This window comes from Flavobacterium gelatinilyticum (genome assembly GCF_027111295.1).
GTDB lineage: Bacteria > Bacteroidota > Bacteroidia > Flavobacteriales > Flavobacteriaceae > Flavobacterium > Flavobacterium gelatinilyticum.
This window is the reverse complement of record NZ_CP114287.1, coordinates 5,206,863-5,233,508: the sequence shown is the minus strand read 5'-3', so window position 1 is coordinate 5,233,508 and position 26,646 is coordinate 5,206,863. Positions and strand designations below refer to the sequence as shown.

Annotated in this window: 14 protein-coding genes; 11 read left to right on the top strand and 3 right to left on the bottom strand. The window is 35.6% G+C overall.

Going from position 1 to position 26,646, the window contains the following annotated elements; genetic code table 11:
- The first annotated feature begins 58 nt into the window (after positions 1–58).
- Positions 59–931 carry a lysophospholipid acyltransferase family protein gene (locus OZP11_RS22660; RefSeq protein WP_281232755.1) on the top strand — a complete coding sequence of 291 codons (873 nt, stop codon included), beginning with the start codon at positions 59–61 and terminating at the stop codon, positions 929–931.
- Between the two features lie 209 nt (positions 932–1,140).
- Positions 1,141–2,625: a glycosyl hydrolase gene (locus OZP11_RS22655; RefSeq protein WP_281232754.1), complete on the top strand. Its 1,485-nt coding sequence runs from the start codon at positions 1,141–1,143 to the stop codon at positions 2,623–2,625.
- Between the two features lie 110 nt (positions 2,626–2,735).
- Here the strand turns inward: OZP11_RS22655 and glmM are convergent, their stop codons facing one another.
- Entirely contained in the window at positions 2,736–4,124 is a 1,389-nt protein-coding gene (gene glmM / locus OZP11_RS22650) for a phosphoglucosamine mutase (RefSeq protein ID WP_281232753.1), read from the bottom strand.
- Between the two features lie 314 nt (positions 4,125–4,438).
- On the opposite strand from glmM, the gene OZP11_RS22645 reads away from it, so the two are divergent.
- The 8 genes from OZP11_RS22645 to OZP11_RS22610 all read left to right on the top strand — a co-directional run bounded on the left by OZP11_RS22645 (position 4,439) and on the right by OZP11_RS22610 (position 19,575).
- Positions 4,439–5,023, top strand: a complete 585-nt coding sequence (locus tag OZP11_RS22645) for an acyl carrier protein phosphodiesterase (protein WP_281232752.1) — start codon at positions 4,439–4,441, stop codon at positions 5,021–5,023.
- A 22-nt stretch (positions 5,024–5,045) separates the two neighbouring features.
- On the top strand, positions 5,046–6,728 hold the full coding sequence (gene ggt, locus OZP11_RS22640; RefSeq protein ID WP_281232751.1) for a gamma-glutamyltransferase: 1,683 nt from the start codon (positions 5,046–5,048) through the stop codon (positions 6,726–6,728).
- Between the two features lie 85 nt (positions 6,729–6,813).
- Positions 6,814–8,598, top strand: coding sequence for a chloride channel protein (locus OZP11_RS22635; protein ID WP_281232750.1), 1,785 nt, complete (start codon positions 6,814–6,816; stop codon positions 8,596–8,598).
- 58 nt (positions 8,599–8,656) lie between these two features.
- Positions 8,657–9,610, top strand: a complete 954-nt coding sequence (locus tag OZP11_RS22630; protein WP_281232749.1) for a Fic family protein — start codon at positions 8,657–8,659, stop codon at positions 9,608–9,610.
- A gap of 101 nt (positions 9,611–9,711) precedes the next feature.
- Positions 9,712–12,543 carry an excinuclease ABC subunit UvrA gene (gene uvrA / locus OZP11_RS22625; RefSeq protein ID WP_281232748.1) on the top strand — a complete coding sequence of 944 codons (2,832 nt, stop codon included), beginning with the start codon at positions 9,712–9,714 and terminating at the stop codon, positions 12,541–12,543.
- 653 nt (positions 12,544–13,196) lie between these two features.
- On the top strand, positions 13,197–13,925 hold the full coding sequence (locus OZP11_RS22620; RefSeq protein ID WP_253792500.1) for an LOG family protein: 729 nt from the start codon (positions 13,197–13,199) through the stop codon (positions 13,923–13,925).
- A 300-nt stretch (positions 13,926–14,225) separates the two neighbouring features.
- Positions 14,226–16,976, top strand: coding sequence for a gluzincin family metallopeptidase (locus OZP11_RS22615; RefSeq protein WP_281235559.1), 2,751 nt, complete (start codon positions 14,226–14,228; stop codon positions 16,974–16,976).
- Positions 16,977–17,163: 187 nt separating this feature from the next.
- Positions 17,164–19,575, top strand: coding sequence for an alpha-ketoacid dehydrogenase subunit alpha/beta (locus tag OZP11_RS22610; protein ID WP_281235558.1), 2,412 nt, complete (start codon positions 17,164–17,166; stop codon positions 19,573–19,575).
- A gap of 116 nt (positions 19,576–19,691) precedes the next feature.
- On the opposite strand, the gene OZP11_RS22605 is transcribed toward OZP11_RS22610, so the two are convergent.
- Positions 19,692–20,390 (bottom strand): DUF3592 domain-containing protein, encoded by a 699-nt coding sequence (locus OZP11_RS22605; protein WP_281232747.1) that lies wholly within the window; start codon positions 20,388–20,390, stop codon positions 19,692–19,694.
- Between the two features lie 233 nt (positions 20,391–20,623).
- Here OZP11_RS22605 and OZP11_RS22600 point away from each other — a divergent pair, with 233 nt between their 5' ends.
- Positions 20,624–20,833 carry a hypothetical protein gene (locus tag OZP11_RS22600; RefSeq protein ID WP_281232746.1) on the top strand — a complete coding sequence of 70 codons (210 nt, stop codon included), beginning with the start codon at positions 20,624–20,626 and terminating at the stop codon, positions 20,831–20,833.
- Between the two features lie 698 nt (positions 20,834–21,531).
- Here the strand turns inward: OZP11_RS22600 and chiA are convergent.
- Positions 21,532–26,268 carry a T9SS-translocated chitinase ChiA gene (gene chiA / locus OZP11_RS22595; RefSeq protein WP_281232745.1) on the bottom strand — a complete coding sequence of 1,579 codons (4,737 nt, stop codon included), beginning with the start codon at positions 26,266–26,268 and terminating at the stop codon, positions 21,532–21,534.
- Positions 26,269–26,646 lie beyond the last annotated feature (378 nt).

The following is a 26,646-nucleotide window of genomic DNA, read 5'->3' as shown; positions in this document are numbered from 1 at the left end:
AGAATTGAGAATATCGATCATTTGTCATTTTTGCCGTATATTTGCAAAAAAAACATTCATGCAGTTTCTTGTTTATATACTGGCCTATCCTTTATTATGGCTGATCTCTATACTTCCATTCCGCTTATTTTATTTATTCTCTGACTTTGTTTATATATTGGTATATCGAGTTATTGGATATCGCAAAAAAGTAGTGCGTGAAAATCTGGCTCTAACCTTACCTCATTTAAGTGATGCTGAAAGGAAAGTCATCGAAAAAAAATTCTATCACCACATGTGCGATATGTTTTTGGAGATGATTAAAACAATGAGTATTTCTCCGAAAGAAATGGAAAAAAGATTCCATGTAACGAATATTGAATTAGTTCAGGATTATGCAAAAAAAGGAAAAAGCGTAATTCTGGTAGCATCGCATTATGCCAGTTATGAGTGGCTTTTAACTATAAATCCAAAATTAGGATTTCAGGGAGTTGCTGTTTATAAAAGATTAGCCAATCGTTATTTTGATAAACTAATTAGAAAAATACGTTCAAAGTATAATACTGAAATGGTCGAAACCAGAAAAGCAATTCCAACAATGGCACAAAACCAAAGAGATGGAAAACTAAGCTTGTATGGTTTAGCAAGTGATCAGTCTCCAAAACTGGACAGAATTTTTCATTCGATGAAATTTATGGGGATCGAAGTTCCTGTACATACAGGTGCCGAAATGCTGGCCAAAAAATACGATTTGAGTGTTATTATGGTAAAAGTAAAAAAAACAGCCAGAGGTTATTACGAAGCTACGTTTTTATCAATTGCAGATGATCCAAAAGAATTTCCAAACTTTGATATTACCGAGAAGTATTTAAAGGAAGTTGAAAAACAAATTCATGAAGCTCCTGAATTTTATTTATGGACACACAAACGATGGAAACATAAGGTGGAGTAATACATACTACTAAATTAAAAAAGTCTGAAAAGCAAAATGTTTTTCAGACTTTTCTTTTTTATCCAAACCCTAAAAATAAGGAAATTGCTTTATCAAAACGCAGCTAACTTTCCTGATGTGTTTTTGTAATGATTTTTTTATGCGAATAAACAAAGAAACACTATACATTTGGAGTACCAAATTACCCCAAACCTACAAAAACATTATCTATGACAAAAAAACTGTTTTTTACAGTATCAGCCGTTTTCTTATCGCTGATCACAAATGCCCAAAGTCTAAAAAGAGGAATTGCTTATGGCGAAAACACAACCGCAGATTTACTGGCCTTAAAACCCGGAATTTCATGGTGGTACAACTGGGCATCATTACCGGAAAATGATACCGATGCCAATTACCAGTCACTTGGTGTTGAATTTGTCCCTATGGCCTGGGGCAGGGTAAACGATAATGCAGTACAGGCATTTATAGACAAAATAAAACCGGGAGCAAAATATCTGCTCGCTTTTAACGAACCTAATTTTAACGATGGCGCACGCTTAACCCCACAGGAAGCGGTAAACGCCTGGGGCAATATTGAAAAGATTGCCGCTGCCAAAAATTTAGAGATAGTGAGCGCCTCTCCGGCTTATAACGGGCCTGATAATTACGGTGGTTTCAGCGATCCTGTTTTATGGCATAAGCAGTTTTTTCAGCTCTGTCCTAACTGCAAAGTCGATTATATTGCATTTCACACTTACGACAGTAATGCACCTTCGGTAATAGGTGTTACAGGACTACTGAAACAATTCAATCGTCCGGTATGGGTTACTGAATTTGCTAACAGGGTAATCCAGAGTGAAGCAGATAAAATCGCATTTATGCAGGCTATTCTTCAAAGTTTTGAGAACGATCCTGATATTTACCGCTATTCGTGGTTTACTGGTCGTGTTCCTGCTAACTGGACGGATATGCTCGAAGGTCAGTTATTAAGTCCTGCAAGAGGTGTTTTAAAACCAATAGGAACAGCATACATAAACGAAAGTTACACCGCAAAAAAAATGAATGTTCCGGGCCGGGTTCTTGCAAACAAACATTACCGCCGAAAAGGAACCGGACTTCAAAATACTACAGATTCCGGAACTGGTCAGAATGTTTCACTTATTGATGCAGGCGACTGGAACGAATTTATTCTGAATGTAGAAAATGAAGGAACTTATAATTTAACCTTTAGAATTTCTTCTTTGAACACAGAAGGAAAATTTGATATTATGATTAATAACACTGTTGTAAAAACAGATGAAAGCTTTCCTGCAACGGGAGGTCTTCAGTCGTTTACAAATAAAATCGTATCCGGAATTTCAATGCCAAAAGGCGAAGTGTATTTGAAAATCAGGTTTAAAACCAGCAATATGAATTTCAATTATATTGACATTTCTGCATCTAACTTAGGTATTAATGATCCAGAAACTGAAGATGATTCTTTTACGATTTATCCTAATCCGGTTCAGGCGCAATCAACTCTTCACATAAAATCGTCCATTACAGAACCGCTCAATTTAAAAATAGTAGATATGAACGGAAAAGTATGTTTTTCTTCCAATCGTTATTTTACAAATGAAGATATCAAAATTGGAGACAAACTGGCTTCAGGTGTTTATATTGTAAATGCCGTTTACGGAAACATAAAAAAATCAGTCAAAATAATTAAGAACTAGTTTTAATGTGCATAGCACCAGGTGCTAAAAACAATTTTTACAAATTAACTTCAAACAAAAAGCCTCTTTTGAAAATTTCAAAAGAGGCTTTTACTTTATATTTCAGAAAATTAAATTCCGGCAATTACTTTTATTTCATCAATAATTCGAAGTGCCAATTTATCTGCCGCTTCCTGAGAAGGTGCTTCAGTATAAATTCTGATAATTGGTTCTGTATTCGATTTTCTTAAATGAACCCATTCTGAAGCAAAATCAATTTTTACACCATCAATTGTCGAAATATCTTCGTTTTTGTATTTATCTGTCATGGCAGTTAAAATTGCATCAACATCAATCTGCGGCGTCAATTCAATTTTATTTTTGCTCATATAATATTCAGGATAAGAAGCTCTTAAAGCAGAAACTGACATTTTTTTGTTTGCCAAATGCGTTAAAAACAAAGCCACTCCTACCAAACTGTCTCTTCCGTAATGCAGTTCAGGATAAATAATTCCACCGTTACCTTCTCCACCAATAACAGCATTATTTTTTTTCATTAATTCTACTACATTCACTTCTCCTACTGCACTGGCTTCGTAATTTCCGTTGTGTCCGACTGTTACGTCGCGAAGAGCGCGGGATGATGACATATTTGAAACGGTGTTCCCCGGAGTTTTACTTAAAACATAATCGGCACAGGCAACCAAAGTATATTCTTCACCAAACATTTCACCATCATCGCTGATAAAAGCCAAACGATCAACATCAGGATCTACCACGATTCCTAAATGTGCTTTTTCTTTTACTACTAGTTCAGAAATATCAGTTAAATGCTCTTTTAAAGGTTCCGGATTATGAGGGAAATGTCCGTTTGGTTCACAGTACAATTCAACCACTTCTACGCCCATTTGTTTTAATAATTTAGGAATAATAATTCCTCCCGAAGAGTTTACTCCATCTACTACTACTTTTAACTTAGCGTCTTTTACAGCCTGAACATCTACTAATGGAAGATTTAGAACTTCATCAATATGAATATCCATGTAAGCATCATTAAGCGTGATTTCTCCTAAATTGTCAACATCAGAAAAATCAAAAGCTTCTGCCTCGGCAATTTCAAGAATCTTAGCTCCATCTGCACCGCTTAAAAATTCGCCTTTTTCATTTAATAATTTTAAAGCATTCCATTGTTTTGGATTGTGAGATGCCGTAAGGATAATTCCCCCGTCAGCTTTTTCAAGCGGAACAGCAACTTCTACTGTTGGAGTAGTCGAAAGCCCAAGATCAATTACATTAATTCCTAAACCAATTAAAGTATTTACAACCAGATTGTGAATCATTGGTCCCGAAATTCTCGCATCACGGCCAATTACAACGGTTAATTTTTCTTTTGAAGTATTATTTTTCAGGAAGGTTCCATACGCCGATGCAAATTTTACCGCATCAACCGGAGTCAGGTTATCTCCTACTTTACCGCCTATTGTTCCTCGAATACCTGAGATAGATTTTATTAAAGTCATCTTCGTGAGTTATGGTTATTTTATTACAAATATAGAAAAGTTCCTAAGCTTCCAAGTTTCTCTGGTACTAAGTTTTTTTAAAATATTCTATTTAGCGCATCTTAAGAAGCTAAGGTTCTTGAGTTCCTGCTCTTTTTTTATTTTGTTTAAAAAAACTGCCAGCATGCTTAAACACTAAGATTGTAAAATAATCGTTACTATTAAAATTAAAAGCTGTTTGGTATAACAAAACGATGTAAAAAAGTTTTCATACTTTTACTAAAATAACGTAAAACTTAGTCACTCAAAACCCTAGAATCTCAGCATCTTAAAAAATGAATTTCCTTGCACACATCTATCTTTCAGGCGATAATGATTTAATCAAAATTGGCAATTTTATGGCCGATGGCATTCGCGGAAAACAGTTTGAACATTTTCCTGAAGATGTTCAGAAGGGAATTCTGTTACATCGTTTTATAGACACTTACACAGATTCTCATGATATTTTCAGGCAGAGCACAAAACGTCTTCATGAAAAATACCATCATTATTCCGGGGTTATTGTAGATATTGTTTACGATCATTTTCTGGCTAAGAACTGGACAAAATATTCAGATGAAAAACTGGAAAATTTTATCAGCCGTTTTTATAATTCGCTGCATGAAAATTATGCTATTTTAACCGAAAAAACGCAAGGTTTAATGCCGTATATGATCGAAAGAAACTGGCTGTTAAGTTATCAGACCGTCGAAGGAATCCATCAGATCCTGACGCAGATGGACAGAAGATCAAGAAATATTTCGAAAATGCAGTTTGCCAGTGAAGAACTCAAAGAATTCTACACCGAATTTGAAGATGAATTCACTATTTTTTTTGAAGATTTACAGCAGCAATCCAGACAAAAATTACTCTCATTATAAATCGAACCAATACTATCCTGTTATGAAAAAAATTACCCTCTTATTTTATTTTGTATCTATCTACGGTTTTGGACAGCAGAATGCACAGCCAACCGGTTTAACAGCTTCTAAAGCAATGGTGGTTTCTGCCCGTGAAGAAGCATCTAAAATTGGTGTCGAAATAATGAAAAAGGGCGGTAATGCTTTCGACGCCATGGCGGCAACAGAGCTGGCACTCGCAGTTGCGTATCCGTATGCAGGAAATCTGGGCGGAGGCGGTTTTATGGTCTACCGAAAAGCCAATGGCGAAGTTGGAAGTTTAGATTATCGTGAAAAAGCACCAATGGCAGCTACAAAAAATATGTTTCTGGACAAAGATGGAAATGTGATTAAAGGAAAAAGCACCGACAGCCCTCTGGCAATTGGAGTTCCGGGAACTATAGCCGGCGTTTTTGCTGCTCATAAAAAATTCGGCTCCCTTCCAATGTCGGAAATTTTAAAACCTGTAATTGCCCTTGCAGAAAAAGGTGTTGTTGTAACCCAGAAACAGCAGAAACAATTCGAAAATTATTCGGAAGCAATTATAAAAGCAAATGGTCCCAATGCGTTTATTTCGAAGAAATTTAAAGAGAATGACACTATTAAATATCCAGCCCTTGCCAATACTTTAAAACGAATTTTAAAGAATGGAAAAGATGAATTCTATAAAGGCAAAACAGCACAGGTTCTGGTTGAATATTTAAAGAAAAAAGGCGCTATTATTACGTTGAAAGATTTAGCCGCTTATGAAGCAAAATGGAGAACGCCATTGCAGTTTACTTATAAGGAATTAAAAATTACCTCAATGCCGCCACCAAGCAGCGGAGGAATTTGTTTAGCCCAGATCATGAAAATGATCGATCCTTTTTATCTTTCAAAAATGGGGCACAATTCAGAGCAGTCCATTCAGGTTATTGTTGAAGCTGAAAGAAGAGCTTATGCAGACAGAAGCCAGTTTCTGGGTGATCCTGATTTTGTGAAAATCCCGATTAACGGACTTTTATCTGATTCGTATTTAAAAGAAAGAATGTCATCCTTCGATCCTGAAAAAGCCTCTTTATCATCCGAAATAAAAGAAGGCAAAATTACTTATAACGAAAGTACCGAAACCACTCATTATTCTATTGTAGACCCGTTTGGAAACGCTGTTGCAGCAACTACAACCTTAAATGATGGTTTTGGGTCTAAATATTATGTTGATGAACTGGGCTTTTTCTTAAATAATGAAATGGACGATTTCAGTGCCAAACCGGGTTCTCCTAATATGTTTGGTTTAGTTGGAAACGAAGCCAACAGCATTGCACCACAAAAAAGAATGCTGAGTTCAATGACTCCTACAATTGTAGAGAAAAACGGAAAATTGTTTATGGTAGTGGGTTCTCCGGGAGGATCAACCATTATTACCTCTGTTCTTCAGACGATTTTAAACGTTTATGAATACAATTTAAGTATGCAGGATGCTGTAAACGCACCTCGTTTTCATCATCAGTGGCTTCCGGATCTTATTACTTTTGAACCGAGTACGTTTAGTAACAGAACACTCGAAGGCCTAAAATCCAAAGGTTATATCATTAACGAAAAAACAACTCCGGTAATTGGAAAAGTAGATGCTATTTTGGTCCTTCCTGATAATACTCTCGAAGGAGGTGCCGATTTTAGAGGTGATGATAAAGCAGCAGGTTTTTAAAGAAAGCAGATTTTTAGCAGAAAAAGTACGTGAATTTAAATGTTTACAACTAAATTTGCGTTTCAGCTAACTTTGTGAAAAAATTATGATAAAAAAGCTTTTTCGAAAATTGGAAAGTATTATTGCTTTTTCGCAATCTATACTAACTCCTAAGCAGTTTATATTTTTATCAAGTGTGCTGGTGGGAATTTCGTGTGCGATTGCAGTAATTGTCTTAAAAACTTTTGCCCATAGTGTTTTTTCTTTTGCTACATACATCAACGGAATTTTAAAACTGAGTTTCATTAACAGTATCCTTCCTATTATAGGAATTGTACTGACTGTTTTTGTGGTTAAAAGGGTTTTAAACGGAAGCATTGAAAAAGGAACTTCGCAGATTTTGTATGCGGTTGCCAAAAAAGCCAGCATCATCCCGAAAAAACAAATGTATGCCCAGATTGTAACAAGTTCCCTTACGGTTGGTTTGGGAGGTTCTGCCGGACTAGAAAGTCCTATTGTAATTACCGGAGCTGCATTTGGTTCTAATTATGCCCAAAATTATAAATTAGCCTATAAAGACCGTACTTTACTTATTGGATGCGGGGTTGCTGCCGGAATTGCCGCTGCTTTTAACGCTCCTATTGCCGGTGTTCTTTTTGCTATCGAAGTTTTATTGGTAGATGTGAGCATTTCTGCCTTTACCCCTATAATGATTTCGGCCGCCACAGGCGCTTTGGTTTCGGCAATTCTTCTGGATGAAACGATACTTTTATCCTTTAAAAAAATGGAAGCTTTTGATTATCATAACATTCCGTTTTATGTAATTTTAGGAGTATTAACAGGCCTTACAGCTATATATTATTCTCGTAATTTCCAAAAAGTAGAGCATTATTTCGCTAAACAGCAGATTGGTCCGTATAAAAAAGCTTTAATAGGTTCTTCCCTTCTGGCTTTACTGATTTTTGTATTCCCAACTTTATTTGGTGAGGGATACGAAAGTATTAAAACCTTATCTGAAAATGATCCGGGACAGTTATTAGATAATACTTTATTTGCCGATTTTAGAAACAGTCAATGGGTGCTTCTTTTATTTGTTGGCGCTACGATGATGGTAAAAGTATTTGCTTCGGGACTTACACTTGGAAGCGGCGGAAACGGAGGAAACTTCGCCCCTTCTCTGTTTTTAGGCTCGTATTTAGGTTATTTTTTCTCAAAATTAATCAGCTTAACGGGTTTATCCCATCTTCCTATAACGAACTTTACGATGGTAGGAATGGCAGGAATTCTAAGCGGTTTATTTCATGCACCGCTCACCGCGATATTCCTTATTGCAGAAATTACCGGAGGGTATGGTTTGATGATTCCGCTTATGATTGTTTCTTCTATCAGCTTTGCGATTTCAAAACGATATGAAAAATATTCGCTTGATGTAAAAAATCTGGCCAAAAAAGGTCATGCTTTTACCAGCAATAAAGATTCAAATATTTTATCAACTTTAGACATTGACACAATTATTCAGTGTGATTATCTAACAGTAAATCCCGAAGAAAATTTAAGCAAACTCGTAGATCTTATCTCACATTCTAATCAGGTGGTATTTGCGGTTGTAAATGAAGAAAAAGAGTTACTGGGTGTAGTTCATTTTAATGATATTCGCGAAATTATTTTCAATGCCTACCGCGTAAAATATACACTGATAAAAGATGTCATGAAAACTCCTGCTGCTACAATTTCATCTTTTGACAGCATGGAAATCGTAATGAGCAAATTCGAAAAATCAAAATCGGCCTTTCTCCCTGTACTGCGTAATGAAAAATACTTTGGCTTTATTTCAAAATCAATTGCACTCGAAGCTTATCGAATGAAACTGCGATCCATGACAATTGAGTAATTAATATCGGATGTGTTAAAAATTTTATTTATCCGATATTAAGAAATACCTTTGCTGGATGTGGAATATAGACCTGACATACAGAACAGAATTTCAATCAACCTTTGAACGATTGTACCAAAAAAGACAGGAACTGCAAAACAGCAGACCTCTGCCCAATATCGCATTGAATAAAATACGAGAAAGCCTTTCTCTCGAATGGACCTATAATTCTAACAGTATTGAAGGAAATACACTAAGTCTTAGAGAGACACAAATGGTTATTCAGGAAGGTATTACCATAAAAGGCAAATCACTTCGTGAACATTTTGAAACACATAATCATGATAAAGCCATCGATTATTTATATTCGATCGTAGACGACAATTACAAACTGCGAAGTATCGATATACTTTCTATTCATGGTTTAGTGATGCGTTCTATAGAAGAAGATTTTGCAGGAAGAATACGAAATGGAGGAGTTCGAATTTCGGGGGCTAATTTTATGCCGCCAAATGCCAATAAAGTTTCAGACTTCCTTGATGAACTGATTGATTTTATAAATACAAATCCGTTAGATTTAAATGATATAGAATTAGCCACAATTTATCACCATAAACTAGTCTGGATTCATCCATTTTTTGACGGAAACGGGCGCACAGTTCGGTTAAGCATGAATTTATTATTAATGAGATGCGGGTTTCCACCAGCAATCATTCTTAAAAATGACAGAAAAAAATATTACGAAGCCCTCAATCAGGCCAATAATGGCAATTATCAAAAACTCACGTTACTGATGTGCCAGGCCTTAGAACGAACGCTTAATATTTATTTGGGTGCAATGCCCGGAAGCGATTATGAATATCAAAAAATATCAGATATTGTAAGCGAGCCTGACACGCCTTATGGTCAGGAATATGTGAGCCTGCTGGCCAGAACAGGCAAAATCGATGCTTATAAAGAAGGCCGTAACTGGTTTACAACCAAAGAAGCCATTGAGGAATATATCGCAACCCGAAAAAGAAAACGCTGATTTTACATCAGCGTTTTTGTTACTATTTGTAACATAAACTTTTGCAATCGAGCACTAAAAGAACAAATCAAAGTGGTAACTTTGCATTTTTGCTGAAATTTATGCTAGATAAAGACAACACTATTGAAGTTCTTGGCGCAAGAGTTCATAATCTAAAAAATATTGATATTTCAATTCCGCGTGAAAAACTGGTTGTAATTACCGGATTATCAGGCTCAGGAAAATCATCTTTGGCATTTGATACGATTTATGCCGAGGGGCAACGCCGTTATGTTGAAACTTTTTCGGCCTATGCCAGACAATTTCTTGGAGGTTTAGAACGTCCGGACGTTGATAAAATTGACGGACTCTCGCCGGTAATCGCAATTGAACAAAAAACAACCAGTAAAAGCCCGCGTTCGACCGTTGGGACTATTACTGAAATATATGACTTCCTGAGACTTTTATACGCTCGTGGTGCTGATGCCTACAGTTATAATACAGGGGAAAAAATGGTTTCGTATTCTGACGAGCAGATTAAAAACCTGATTATAGAAGATTACAAAGGAAAACGCATTAATATCCTGGCTCCTGTTATTAAAGCCAGAAAAGGACATTATGCCGAATTGTTCCAGCAGATTACCAAGCAAGGTTTCCTGAAAGTCCGCGTAAACGGAGAGATTCAGGATTTAACTGCCGGAATGAAACTGGATCGTTATAAAACACACGATATCGAAATTGTGGTAGACAGAATGCAGATCGAAGATACACCTGACAACCAGAAAAGACTGGCTGAGAGCATCAATACAGCGATGCATCATGGTGAAGATGTTTTAATGATTCTGGATCAGGATTCTAATGAAGTACGTTATTTCAGCCGAAATTTAATGTGTCCTACAACTGGAATTTCCTATCAAAATCCGGAACCGAATTTGTTTTCATTTAACTCTCCAAAAGGAGCTTGTCCGCATTGCAACGGACTTGGAACTGTACACGAGATTAATGTAAAAAAGATCATTCCGAATCCAAAATTATCCATAAAAGCAGGAGGTTTTGCACCACTGGGAGAATATAAATCTTCTTGGATTTTCAAACAGCTGGAAACAATTGGAGAAAAATTTGGTTTTAAACTTACTGATTCGATTGAAAAGATTCCGAATGAAGCCATGCAGATGATTCTTTATGGAGGAAAAGACAAATTCAGTATCAACTCTAAAGATCTTGGTGTAACAAGAGAATATAAAATTGATTTTGAAGGAATTTCCAATTTCATCAAAAATCAATATGATGAAAGCGCCACAACCAGTATTAAACGCTGGGCAAAAGATTTCATGGACGAAATCGACTGTCCGGTCTGCGAAGGTTCGCGCCTAAAAAAAGAAGCTTTGTTTTTTAGGGTAAATGAAAAAAATATCACCGAACTGTGTGATATGGATATTTCAGATTTAACAGCCTGGTTTCTGGATCTGGAAAACCATTTAACAGATAAACAGCTTTTAATTGCTTCTGAAGTGGTTAAAGAAATTAAAGACCGTTTGAATTTCCTTATGAATGTTGGTTTAAATTATCTGGCTTTAAGCCGAAGTTCAAAATCACTTTCAGGAGGCGAAGCACAGCGTATCCGACTGGCAACACAAATTGGTTCGCAATTGGTTGGTGTTTTATATATTCTGGATGAACCAAGTATTGGTTTACATCAAAGAGACAATGAAAAGCTAATTCAATCGCTAGAACAATTGCGCGATATTGGAAACTCGGTTATTGTTGTAGAACATGACAAAGACATGATCGAAACAGCCGATTATGTAATAGATATTGGTCCGAAAGCCGGAAAATACGGCGGGCAGATTATCAGTACAGGGACTCCAAAAGAAACATTAGCCTCAGACACTATTACCGCTCAATATTTGAATGGAAAAATGAAACTGGAGATTCCGAAAGAACGCCGTAAAGGAAACGGAAAGTTCCTTAAACTAACCGGAGCAACAGGAAATAACCTGAAAAACGTTTCAATAGAAATCCCTTTGGGACAATTAATCTGCGTAACGGGAGTTTCGGGAAGCGGGAAATCAACTTTGATTAACGAAACGCTATATCCTATTCTGAACGCCTATTATTTTAATGGCGTAAAAAAACCACAGCCTTATAAAAAGATTGAAGGTTTAGAACATATTGACAAAGTTATTGATATCGATCAAAGTCCGATTGGAAGAACACCGCGTTCTAATCCGGCTACATATACAGAAGTTTTTACTGAAATCAGAAACCTCTTTACTATGACTTCTGAAAGTATGATTCGCGGATATAAAGCCGGACGTTTTAGTTTTAACGTAAAAGGCGGACGTTGCGAAACCTGCGAAGGTTCAGGTGTAAGAACTATCGAAATGAACTTTTTGCCGGATGTATACGTTGAATGCGAAACATGCCAGGGAAAACGTTTCAATAGAGAAACATTAGAAATCAGATACAAAGGAAAATCAATTTCAGATGTTTTGGATATGACAGTTGATGAAGCGGTTCCGTTTTTTGAAAATATACCGAAGATTTACAGAAAAGTAAAAACAATTCAGGATGTTGGTCTGGGTTATATCACTCTTGGACAGCAAAGTACTACTCTTTCCGGAGGTGAGGCACAACGTATTAAATTAGCTGGTGAATTATCGAAAAAAGATACAGGAAATACTTTCTATATTCTGGACGAACCTACAACGGGGCTTCATTTTGAAGATATCCGAGTTTTAATGGATGTTATTAATAAACTGGTCGATAAAGGAAACACCATTTTGGTTATTGAGCACAATATGGACGTTATCAAACTAGCCGATTATATTATCGATATTGGCCCGGAAGGCGGAAAAGGCGGCGGTCAGTTAGTTGCCAAAGGAACACCAGAAGAAGTAGCAAAAAACAAAAAAAGTTATACGGCTAAGTTTTTGAAAAAAGAGCTGGAATAAACCACTCTGCACTTAAAGTGCAGAAGTTTGTTTGACGAGAGACTGAAAGGTCCTCAATTTTAAAAACTTTTTATCAATATTAAAAAGTCAGATTCTATTTTTCGCATTACTGAAAGTACTGCAATAAATTACAGGGTTTTAAACCCGAATTTGAGACCTCTAAAATTTAATAATATGGGATGGATTAAAATCCATCCCATATTATTTTACCAAACCCAGCGCATTAAATGAGACTGATACTACGGATCTCTTTTACGAGGCTACAGCTTCCAACGAATTAAATTCTCCGCTGCAATATAAATCAAACTTTTTTTGTGTTTTTTTTCAGACAAATTATACATCTTAAACAATTGATTCTGAATTAAAAACCTAAAAAAGAATATTACTTTTAGATTTTAATAACTTTATTACTGTAACAATTGTCGAAAAAAGCGTTAATTTAGTGTCCCTTTTTTGTCAAAATTTTAATTTTCGAGAAGGTCGTTTCGGTTGATTCAAGTGTTCAATTGAAACCGAATGTCCCAGCCCTGATGGGAGCGACATCCTTTTGTGTCTCGTTTTGAAACGAGACACAAAAGATACAGCGGACAGCAGGATCAGCTCCTGAAAAAATTATACTTAAAATAAAAATATAAATTTATAAAATACCAAAAATGAGATTAGAAGATTTTGATAATGACGAAGATAAAGTAATCCAGGACAGCTTAAAACAAAAAACCTGGAACGAAATAAGAACCAATGACAGCTGGGCGATTTTTAAAATTATGTCTGAGTTTGTAAATGGTTATGAAAGCATGGGACGTATTGGTCCTTGTGTTTCTATATTTGGATCGGCTAGAACAAAACCGGACGATAAATACTATTTACTGGCCGAAAAAATTGCTTTTAAAATCAGTAAAGCCGGTTACGGTGTTATTACAGGCGGTGGTCCCGGAATTATGGAAGCAGGAAATAAAGGCGCGCATTTAGGAGGCGGAACTTCGGTTGGTTTGAATATCGAACTGCCTTTTGAACAGCACTTTAATCCGTATATCGATCACGATAAAAACCTGAATTTTGATTACTTTTTTGTTAGAAAAGTAATGTTTGTAAAATATTCTCAGGGATTTGTGGTTATGCCGGGTGGTTTTGGAACTCTGGACGAAATGTTTGAAGCGATTACTTTAATTCAGACCAAAAAAATTGGAAAATTCCCGATTATTTTAGTTGGAGTAGAATTCTGGTCCGGTTTGATCGAATGGGTAAAAACCGTTTTGGTTGAAAAAATGCATACAGTAAGCCCGGAAGATTTAAACCTGTTTAAAATCGTTGACACTGAGGATGAAGTAGTTGATGTTTTAGATAAATTCTACAAGAAATACGACTTAAGTCCAAACTTTTAATATTTTATTCAACCATTTAAATCACTTTATTCCTTCAGTATAAAGCATATTTACATGAAGTTATAATATTTTTATGGTTAAATCTTACACTTTATTGTAAAAAAATTAAGCTGTTTTATAAAACAGCTTTTTTTTTTATGCTATTTTTACATAAAACCAAAAACATCATACGCACGTAACTAAAAGAAAGATAGATATTCATAATTTTTACGCCAATACTTGAAATCATTTTATAAAATTACAATCCTCATTCTGGTTTTATTCAGCTCAATAAAACAGTACGCACAACATCAATCTAAGATGGAAGTGGCGGTAAATCTTGAATTAAAAACATTGAATGTAAAACAGGACCTTACGTATTTGAACACATCAAATGATACTTTGGTATCGATTGTATTAAATGACTGGAATAGTGCGTTTGCTGATAAAAATACACCGCTGGCAAGACGTTTTTCGGATGAATTTTATCGAGGTTTTCATTTGGCAAAAGCGGCAGAAAGAGGAAATACAACCATTCTTAATCTGACAGACTCTGATTTTACAGCCCTTGAATGGGAAAGAGGTGATAAAAATCCGGATATAATTGTTATCAAATTAAACCAGAAATTATATCCGGGCGAACAGATTAATCTTCACATAACTTATATTTCTAAAATTCCAAGCGATAAATTTACCCGTTACGGTTTTGACCAAAACGGAGGCATGAATTTGAAAAACTGGTTTTTAAGCCCTGCCCGTTTCGAAAATCATCGTTTTATTAAAAACAGTAATTATAATCTGGATGATATTGCAAATGATGCAGCAGATTATGAGCTGGAAATAAAAGTCCCTAACAACTACTCTATTACAACTGATTTAAACTCTGTTTCAAAAGATATCTCGAATCCTGCTTTTAGTACTCACAAATTCTTCGGAAAAAACAGGAATGATTTTAGTTTAATTATCCAAAAAGAAAACACTTACAGGAGTTTTGACAATGGAACCATTGAGGTTTTATCTGATTTGAAAAACAAAAAAATCAGCGAGGTAGAAAAAGCAATTATCATTAACAGAGTTGCTTCGTTTACTAACCGTTTTATAGGGAAATATCCGTACGAAAAAATAACAGTATCGCAGGAGGATTATGAGCGTAATCCGTTTTATGGACTAAATCAGCTGCCGTCGTTTATTAGTCCGTTTACGGATGATTTTATGTTTGAAATTACATTTTTCAAAACCTATCTGAACAATTATCTTAAGAACAGTCTCCGCCTGGATCCGCGAAAAGACAATTGGGTGTATGACGGAATTCAGATTTATGCCATGATGAAGTACATGGAAGAAAATCATCTGGACCAAAAAATGCTGGGAAGACTTTCGAAAATGAAACTTTTTAAGAGTTACAATATTACGAATCTGACTTTTAACGAGCAGTACAGCTATTATTATATGCTGATGGCAAGAAAAAATCTGGATCAGCCATTGGGAGATCCTAAAAACACTTTAATAAAGTTCAATGAACAAATTGCAAGTAAGTATCGTGCAGGTTTAAGTTTCAGTTATTTAGATGATTATTTAAACCATGATATTGTACCGGAAAGTGTTCAGGAATTTTACGCTTTGAATCAGACGCAGCAGACAAATCGCTATGATTTTGAAGAAATACTGATTAGAAAAAGTCCTAAAAATATCGACTGGTTTTTTAAAACCATTATCGATTCCAGGGATATTATTGATTACCGATTTGGCCATGTTACCAAAACGGCAGACAGTGTACAGGTTCAGGTAAAAAACAGAACGGGTATTTATGCCCCTATTCCTATTTATGGCGTTAAAAAAAATGAAGTAGTTTTTAAAGAATGGATCGAGCCTTTAAAAACGGATTCCGTTTATCATTTTGCACGTAAAAATGCTGATAAACTGGTTATCAATTATGATAATGAAGTTCCGGAATTTAATCAGAGAAACAACTGGAAATCACTAAAAAATCTGGTGATTACCAACCGCCCTATTAAATTTAATTTTGCAAAAGATCTCGAAGATCCATATTACAATCAGATATTGTATATCCCGACTTTAACTTATAATTATTATGACGGATTTACACCGGGAATTCGTTTTCATAATAAAACGATACTCGATAAACCGTTTAATTTTGATGTAAATCCTGCTTATTCTCTCAAAGCCGGAACATTATCAGGATCTTCGGCATTTTCATGGAGTCAGTATTACCGAAACAGTACGTTGTACAATGTTCGTTATTCACTTAGCCAGAATTATTATCATTATGCACCGGACGCGACTTATCTGCGTCTGAACCCAATGATACAGTTTCGCATTCGTGAAGAAAATTTCAGGGACAACCGCAAACAGCTTATCCTGCTTCGACAGGTTATTGTAAACAGGGAGGAAAGTAAATATATCACGGATAATTCAAGTCCAAATTATTCTATTTTTAATGCTCGGTACTCGAATACCAAAACAGAATTGGTAGATCATTTTAATTTTATGACTGATCTGCAGTTTGCCGGCAGATTTGGAAAAGTTTCGGCAGAAATTGAATACAGAAGATTGTTTGAAAACAACCGAAAATTAAACTTAAGACTGTTTGTCGGAAGTTTTATTTACAACAGAACTAATTCAGATTATTTTAGTTTTGGTTTAGACCGCCCAACTGATTATTTATTTGATTATAATTTGTTAGGAAGATCTGAAAGCAGCGGTATTTTCAGCCAGCAGTATGTAATTGCCGAAGGAGGTTTTAAATCGCAGCTTGAACCAGCTTACGCCAATCAGTGGATGACAACTTTAAACGCCAGTTATGCCGTATGGAACTGGATTGAAGTCTATGGAGATCTTGGTTTTTTGCGTAATAAGCATCAAAATGAGTACTTTGCATACGACAGCGGTATACGCTTAAACCTGGTTCCGGACTACTTCGAACTGTATCTTCCGGTATACTCAAATAACGGCTGGGAGATTTCACAGAACAAATACAGCGAAAAAATTCGTTTTGTTGTTACTTTCTCTCCAAAAACATTACTTAACCTTTTTACCCGAAAATGGTTTTAATTGAAGAAATTTTAAAGAAAAACTTGAAATATTTTCATTAAAAAAAGAAAAAACATAAAAATAACACAAATAAATACGTAGTTTTTTTCATTTTAAATACAAATAATTAAATTATATTTACTTTAAAGAATTATGATTATTGATTGTTTTTAAGTAATTTTGCGGTCTAAACATGACCCTCAAGATTATGATTATAGAAAAAAGCAACTCTACACTAACTTTTGAAGATTTCAAAACTGAAGTATTAACCGACTACAGAATTGCAGTTATCAGCCGTGAATGTAGTTTATTAGGCCGCAAAGAAGTATTAACAGGAAAAGCAAAATTCGGAATATTTGGCGACGGAAAAGAGGTACCGCAGCTTGCCATGGCAAAAGCCTTTAAAGATGGTGATTTCCGTTCCGGTTACTATCGCGATCAGACTTTCATGATGGCTATCGGCGAATTAAATGCTAAACAATTCTTTGCAGGTCTGTACGGTCATACAGATTTAGATTTTGATCCAATGTCTGCCGGAAGACAAATGGGCGGACACTTTGTAACGCACAGTTTAAACGAAGATGGATCATGGAAAGATCTTACCAAACAAAAAAATTCAAGTTCAGATATATCTCCTACTGCCGGGCAAATGCCCCGATTATTAGGATTAGCCCAGGCTTCTAAAATTTACAGAAACGTTGACGGAATTACCATCAAAGACAAGTTTTCGGTAAAAGGAAATGAAGTAGCATGGGGAACTATCGGGAACGCCAGTACTTCTGAAGGTTTATTTTTTGAAACCATAAATGCCGCAGGAGTTTTACAGGTTCCGATGGTAATGAGCGTGTGGGATGATGAATACGGAATTTCGGTTCACGCCAAACATCAGACTACAAAAGAAAACATCTCTGAAATCTTAAAAGGATATCAGCGTGATGAAGATTCTAAAGGATATGATATTTTCAGGGTAAAAGGCTGGGATTATGCAGAACTCGTTTCTACATACGAAAGAGCCGGTGCAATTGCCCGCGAAGAGCATGTTCCGGTTTTAATTCACGTAAACGAATTAACACAGCCTCAGGGACACTCTACTTCTGGTTCTCACGAACGATACAAAAGTGCCGAAAGACTGGCATGGGAAAGAGATTACGACTGTATACGCCAGATGCGTTTATGGATGATCGCTATCAATATCGCTTCTCCTGAAGAATTGGCAGAATTAGATCTTGAACTTAAAAAAGAAGTTCTCGAAGCTAAAAAAGAGGCCTGGAATGATTTTATCAATCCAATAATCGAAGAACAACAAAATCTTCTGGCTTTACTGGAGCAAATCGCAGAAGCGAGTATTAACCATAAAGAAAGAATCAGAAAATATATTACAGAATTAAGTGCGATTAAAGCACCTTTAAAGAAAGAATTACTGGTTTTTGCCAGAAAGATTCTTCGTTTTATTGAAGTTCCAAACAGTAAAGTTCTTTTATCAAACTGGATTACTAATTTCTTATCTGAAACTCAGGAAAAATTCAGCAGCAACCTGCATTCTGATTCAGCGCAAAATGTATTCTCTGTACAAAAAGTGCTTCCTGAATATGCAGAAAATGCCAAACCGGATTTAGACGGACGTATGGTTATCCGCGATAATTTTGATGCTTTATTCAGCAAATATCCTGAATTATTGATTTTTGGAGAAGATGTTGGAAACATTGGCGACGTTAACCAAGGTTTGGAAGGCATGCAGGAAAAATACGGAGAACTTCGTGTTGCCGATGTTGGAATTCGTGAAGCGACTATTATTGGCCAGGGAATTGGGATGGCTTTAAGAGGTTTACGCCCTATTGCCGAAATTCAATATTTAGATTATTTACTGTATGCTATCCAGATCATGAGTGATGATTTGGCTACATTGCAATACAGAACAGTTGGAAAACAAAAAGCCCCATTGATCATCAGAACACGCGGACACCGTTTAGAAGGTATCTGGCATTCCGGTTCTCCAATGGGAATGATTATCAATGCCATTCGCGGTATTCATGTTTTGGTTCCAAGAGATATGACTCAGGCTGCAGGATTCTACAACACGCTTTTAGAATGCGATGAACCGGCTTTAGTAATCGAATGTTTAAATGGTTACCGTTTAAAAGAAAAAACACCTTTGAATTTTGGTGAATTTAAAACACCAATTGGGGTTGTTGAAACTTTAAAAGAAGGTGCAGATATTACTTTGGTTTCTTACGGATCTACTTTAAGACTGGTGCAGCAGGCTGCAAACGAGCTTTTGGATTTAGGAATTGACTGCGAAGTTATCGATATTCAGTCGCTTCTTCCGTTTGATATTAATAAAGATATTGTAAAAAGTATAGCCAAAACAAATCGTCTTTTAGTAATCGACGAGGATGTTCCGGGCGGCGCTTCGGCATACATTTTACAACAGATTCTTGAAGAGCAGGATGCTTATAAATATCTTGACAGCAAACCGCAGACTCTTGCTGCAAAAGCACACAGACCTGCTTATGGTACTGACGGCGATTATTTCTCTAAACCTTCTGCCGAAGATATTTTTGAGAAAGTTTACAGCATGATGCACGAAACTAATCCTTCTAAATTTCCGGCTTTGTACTAGAAATTAGAAAATTTCAGATATTAAAAACGCTCCATTTGGAGCGTTTTTTAGTTATTTTATTTCTGATGTAAATAGAATTTATACCCCGGAATTACTCATAGAAATTATCAATCTTTCTAATTTTTTAAAACTGGTAAAAACGAAATATCCATATAATATTTCTTTGGATTTTTTGGATCAATCACGACCTTAATTTCATCTGTTTTTACAAACTCAGTTGGATCAAACCAAATATTTTCGCTTTCAAAAACATATAATTTATTTGTTTGTGTATCGAGCCATTGACTCACTATCTGATAAGGATGTCTTCCATTTACTACTAAGCTGTAATTTAACCGTACTTCATTAAATGTTGTTGAAATACGTTTTCCATTGTCAAGAAGATATCGTTTTTTCTTTTGTTTAGTAATTCCATACAAAATAATAATAAAACCAATCAGAAAGAATATCACACCTAAAATACCCAAAATTAACGGACCAATCCATAAAGAACTAAATCCATTAATATTTGCTTTATTTGGGGCTTTAGGATCATATAAAACCTCAACAGATTCTCCTACATTGTAACTTGACGGATTACTGCTCACAGATGAAGTAAATTCAATTTTATTTCCCTCTTTAGTAGTAAAAGAAATAACAGGTGCATAGGTTATTGAATTATCGGATCTTTTGCTTATTAATTCAACAACAGTTCCCTGTACAGTTTCTGCATTTTTCAAAAAATCCTTTTTATCCAGATAAAGATAAAGAGCACCGGCTAATAAAGCCAAACCGATAGCAGTAAACACATATTTAATAATTGATACAACTTTCATTTCTTATACATTTTTAAAATTTACGCTAAAATACCCCACTACATATTACAATCAATCCCTAAAAGATTCTTTTTCTATTAGAAAAAGTCATTTTTTAATTCAACCCTGAATGGAATATTGCACAGTAAAGAATTGAGGTAAAAAACAACCAACATTTTAATTTTCAATATTTTGACACAAATTTGTGTCCTATTAAAAATAATTATTCTTTAGATTTACAAAAAAATGAGATTATGATTACAGAAAACCTTTCAACTAAAGTAGAAACCAGATTAAATGATTTTTTTTCGAATAGTATCGAGCGTAAAGAAATGGCAAAAATGATACGCGAAGTAAATAATGCACTTTCATTAGGCGCCATGAGAAGATGCGAAACCATCGAATCTGAAATAAAGAATATTGATGATAATTTTTACTGGCTTAATAAACTTGCAGAAGTTTAGATCCTTATCTGGATGCTTAATTGATTGAAAATTAAAAAATACTTTAACCCGTTGGGTGTAATTCAAAAATTATATATTTTGACGCGGATTAGACGGATTCGTTATCACGAAGACACGGATTTTGACGGATTATTTTAATTTAATATATAAATCAGTTATATCCGCGTTTTTGCGAAGCAAATCTGTTTTATCCGTGTTATAATTTTTAAATCTTACATAGAAAATACAATTGCATCCAATGGGTTACTTTAACAAATAGAAATATAAATTCTTTTCAATTGCCTCCAGCTTTAGCTGGAGGTTAATGATTTCAAATTTGCAAGGCTTTAGCCAAAAGCGATAATTAGGCTAAAGCATTTTTAGAATACAATTTATAACCTCCGGCTAAAGCCGGAGGCAATTGATTTCTTTTTAATCTATTGTGTATTTAAATTACTAAAACGCCTTTTTGACGACTGCGCAAACTAGGTTTCTATGTGTTGAAAATAATCTCACTCTGCGGGTTAATGAAATTCTTTAAACATAAAAAAACCTGGCAGTAAAAACTACCAGGTTCATAATGCGCTTCTTTAGGTAAAAACCAAATAACAAATTACCTAAAGCCGCATTTGTAAGAAATAAAAATTAGTTAAAAAATAAATAACCAAACTCAATTTTAACCGTCCCGTCTTTTTATTTCTAGATTTTTAATCATTCTTTTAGTTTAAAAAGTTCATTACTTTGAATGATTTTTTGTTTCCTGCTTTATCTGTTACTACAACTAAGAATAATTGCTTAGTTGAGAAATTATGATTCTGAAGCAGTACTTCTTTATTGTTCTGAACATTTCTCTGGCTCATCAAAATCTGTCCCACAACGTTGAAAACATCAACCTGAGCGATCTCTTCGTTTTCGTTTGTAACCGATAATGCATTGCCTTTAAAATATGCTAACGTTGTATTATTCGTTGCAGAAATATCATCCAAAGCCAGTTTTTTTGCTGCCGATTGTGATGCGAAATATGCTGCATAGGCTTTGGATAACTCAGATGAATTACCACAAGAAGAGGCATCCCAGTTTACAGACCAGGTCATTAAACCTCTTAAAGAAGGATATGGACCGCCTGGCTGCATAGTGTATGTTCTTCCTGAAAAAGTAGTTCCGGTTCTTAAATAATGCATAGCGTTAATTCCCTCTGCCGGAGTTATATAACCGCTTCCTGCCGCACTTGGACAAGCTGGCAATGCGATAAGAACTTTTGAGGCCGGCAGCCCGTCAAAACGCATTCCTGTTGAAGCAATGTTGTACCCCTTTATCACCATATCGGTAAGAGCTGTTACCATGTTTGCTCTTTTGGCTGTTCCGTAGTATTGACCGTCTAATCCATTTTCTCCTCCTGTATTATACAATTGTACTGCTAATAAGTCTAATTCGTTACGCAAGTTTTGAATAATTGGAAGGAAGGAACCAAAAGTATCCGTATAGGTGGTATAACCTCCTTGTACGTATTGTGTTTCCGGAGCTGCAGTTAATAAGAATCCTGGGCCATAATACGCTTTTAATTCTTTGAAAGCATCTACTACGTTTTTTAATCTTGGATAAGCAGAAATACCCGCATACGAAATATCTCTTAAGCCTCCTGCACTAAAATTCATCGATCCGCCTTCAAAATCAATATCAACTCCATCAAATTGATACTCATCAATAATTGCTTTCAGGCCGTTAACAAAAATATTTTTTTGAGTTACATTGTCTAAAGCAACATGACCATTTTGACCTCCAATAGAAACAATAACAGGAACACCGCTGTCTCTTAATGCTTTTATATCATTTTTCAACAATTGTTTATTGAAAACACCATTGGTCAAATATCTGGTGTCATTTGTAGTTAATATTGGTGTGTAACCATCACGATTAACTGTTTCTACGAAAGAATAATCAACTACGTTAAATTTGCTTCCTACCATTTGAGAAAAATATAAAAATGGAGCCGAAGCGTTTTCCCATGAATGTGCATATCCCAAAATTACTTTAGATGGAAGCGGAATAAATCTATTCGTGCTTACCGGAGCAATTTTAATGGTATTGTTTAATGTAGTTACAGCCGATTTATTATCAGTTGCTTTAATCACAACCGGATAATCCTGATAAGCCGTTGGTGTAAAATTATATGTGTAGGTATTATTTGCACCTGCTGCCATATTAAATGTACCGCCATTTATTGTAATTGTAACCCCAGAAACTGATCCGTCACTATCAACAGCTGTAACCAAAATTGGCACAACCTGAAAAGAACTTTGTGTTACAGTAGTATTTGATGGTGAATTCCAAGTAATTACAGGTAATGTATTTGGACAGTTTGCACCTGAACAATTTAATACAAAACTATATGTTTTTGAATCTGTTGTTCCGTTTGAAGCAGTTGCCGTAACGGTTAATGTATGACTAAGCGAAAACTGATTGGCTGCTGGTGTCCAACTCGCTGTATAAGTTCCTGAAGAATTTGCTGCGCTAAGATTTTGCCCGTCTAAACTAAATACAACAGATGAGATTGTAGTGGCATCAGCAGCACTTAATCCAACACTTGCAACAAAATTAACTGCTGATCCTAAATTTATGGCAACCGTCGAAGCTGTTGGTGCTGTAATAGCAACCACCGGCTTAGTTGTAATCGTCGCTTCTCTGTTAAAATTATAAACCGTTGGTGTTGTTGGAACTGCAAAATTGGTTAAGTTATTTGGGTAATAAGTCACTTCGCCATTTTCCCATGAATTTAATTTCAAACTTAAAATTTGCGTATAACCCGCTACAACTGAATTGTCAAAAGTATAATTTCCTGATGCATCTGTTGTTGCCAAAACACTTTTCCAGTTGTGCGTATTATCTGTCCAAGGTAAAACGATTTCAACTTTGGCACCTGCAACCGGTACTGTACCATTTTTAACTGTTCCGCTGATTAAGTTTGCTAAAACCTTTGCAGATTTTGCTGTTGAACTTGTATTAAAGTTGTAAACCGTTGGGTTTGCAGGAATAGCAAAGTTTGCCAGATTATTTGGGTAATAGGCTGTTTCTCCATTTTCCCATGAATTTAATTTAAGGCTTAAAACATGCGTATAACCGTCTGTAACCGAATTATCGAAACTATATTTCCCTTGCGCATCTGTAGTTGCTAAAACACTTTTCCAGTTATGTGTATTGTCTGTCCAAGGTAAAACTAGTTCTACTTTAGCACCCGCAACCGGATTAGTTCCGTTTTTAACTGTTCCGCTTATTTTAGCTGAACTTACTACAACGTTCTGAGTAAAATTCAACGTTTTATTGGCATTCAAATTAGAATATACTGTAGAAGCCGGAGTAAAAGTCTGCCCTGTTAAAGCAGCAGTTACTGTATAATTTCCTCCTGAAGGCAGGTTAAGCGAATACGTTCCTGCTGTACTCGTAACGGCTGTAAAATTTCCTCCTGTTGAAGATGCCGTAACTGTTACACCCGAAATCGGAGTTGAATTATTTAAAACCGTACCGCTTACTGTGTAATTAACCACGGCAGTTCCCTGAGTAAAGTTCAACGTTTTGTTTGCATCGATTGCATTGTAAACTGTTGAAGCCGGAGTATATGAGAATCCTGTTTTTGCAGCTGTAACCGTAAAGTTAAGTCCGGCTGTTAAACCTGTAATACTGTAAACACCGCTCGCATTTGAAACTGCTGTTAAAGTTGTACTGCCGGAAACTGCCGACACGGTCACGCCGGAAACTGGTGTTGATCCGTTAAGAACCGTACCGCTTACCGTGTAAGTTGGCTGCGTTCCGTTAATTACAACTGCTGTTTGGTTTGTCGTAACATTGCTTAAACTTACTGGAGTAAACGTATAAGTAGCTTTTAAAGCAGTAAGTGTATAGTTTTGTCCCGAAGTTAAATTATTGAATGTAAAGTTTCCTGTTGCAGAAACTACTGTTTGAAGAACCGCATTGGATGCATTACGCAATTCAACCGTAACATCTGTCACTAAAGCCGATCCGTTTTTAACAGAACCTGCAATACTTACTGTTCCCGGAACTACTCCTCCAAAAGAAGTATCAACCTGATTTAATAATGAATTAGGAATTGAGCCTCTGGTATCCTGAGATAATTCCCAGATCATACCTCCTGCAAGGTTTCTTGATTTAATGTATTGTACTTTTAAATCCATTGACTGTTTATCTTCATAAGAAATAAACTGTTTTAAAGTCGAATTGTACAAATATGGGACTTTAGTGGTATTATCAAAATAACGAACCCATCCTGCAGAAGCTGCAGACGGCGTTACCATCATAGTATTTGGATCAAGATAAGCATGTGAATTAGTTACCGGATTTCCGACTAAATCGCAGATTTCGATACTTCCTGATTTTTCGCAAGCTCCGGAACCATCCCAAGTTCCTGTTGGGTTTTGTGGATTTGTACATCCCGGAACTATATATCTTGGTGCCGAAACAAATAATCCGTTTGTTGAATTTGCAGCAACGTTATCGAATTTTTTTCCGTAGAAAGGCAATCCCATGATTAACTTATTGGCAGGAAAACCAATAACGTTTAAATATTGATTTGTTAATTCGTCTAATGATTCTGATTGTGCTGCCCCATAAAGCGGATCGTTTGTATTACCGCTTGCATATAAAGGAGCATTGTAACAGGTTTTATCATACCAGTTTCCTCCAAAATCATATCCAAAATAGGTAATATAATCGCAATACGTCGAAATATCTTCTGTCATGCCGTACTGCGCTCTGTTGTTTGGTCCTAAATACTGTTTAGAGACATTTCTAACATTGTTTCCTGCAGCAATAGTAACTAGTTTGTTTGGCATTGCCTGACGCATGGCTTTCAATAAAAGTACTAAATTCTTATTATCGTCAGGACTGTATTTTTGCGGAGGAACCGGCATTCCATTTACGATTTCTGTACCGTCAGTTCCGCCCGAAAGAGGATATTCCCAATCGATATCGAAACCATCAATAAACGGATAAGTCGTAATGAAGTTTACCATATCTGCAGCCAGAGCAGCTCTTGCAACCGGACTGGCAGCAATTGGAGAAAGATCCTGGCCTTTTGTCCAGCCTCCAACAGAGATTAAAATTTTTAAATGAGGATACTTTTCTTTCAGTTTCATTAAATCATAAAAATTTCCTTTAACCGGAGCATCCCAGGGAATCCCGCCTTCCATATGCTCAAAATCGGCATAAGTGTCAAGGCATTTTAACTTTGTATTCTCGGGATGAGCGGGATCATAAGTAGTCCCGTAAAAAGAATAATTTAAATGCGTCAATTTACTTCCGTCAATCTTCGGGACATTAAAATCCCTGGCATAGATAGACCATTGCGCATAATACCCTACTACCTTTTTTCCGTGAGCCGGCTGGGCTGACGCGAATAAAGGAAACAATAACAACAAAAAGAGTAATCTGTAATAATGTTTCATAGTTAATAAATATTGGTTAATAGAAAATAAATAATTGGGCCTTAACTGTTTATTCAACAGTCAGGTTTCACTCGTCTACAGGTTGGAAGGCTGCTGACGATTGGAAATAAACTCAAATTACATTCTATAGATAAATATTACTATTTCTGATTCATACATAATCATTAGTAAATAGCAGTGATTGATATTTATTTATAATTTTAAAAATTAATCGTAAATACAAATGATAGATTTGGGACTAATCATCGATCTATACTCTCGTTTTGTCATGTTTTATTGTATTCTCTTATTTGGTTTTTAAGGTTAATAATTCATCTCGTACTCATTTTTTACATTTGGATTTTATCAGGACTTAGTATTTTTTCTTGAATTTTGACT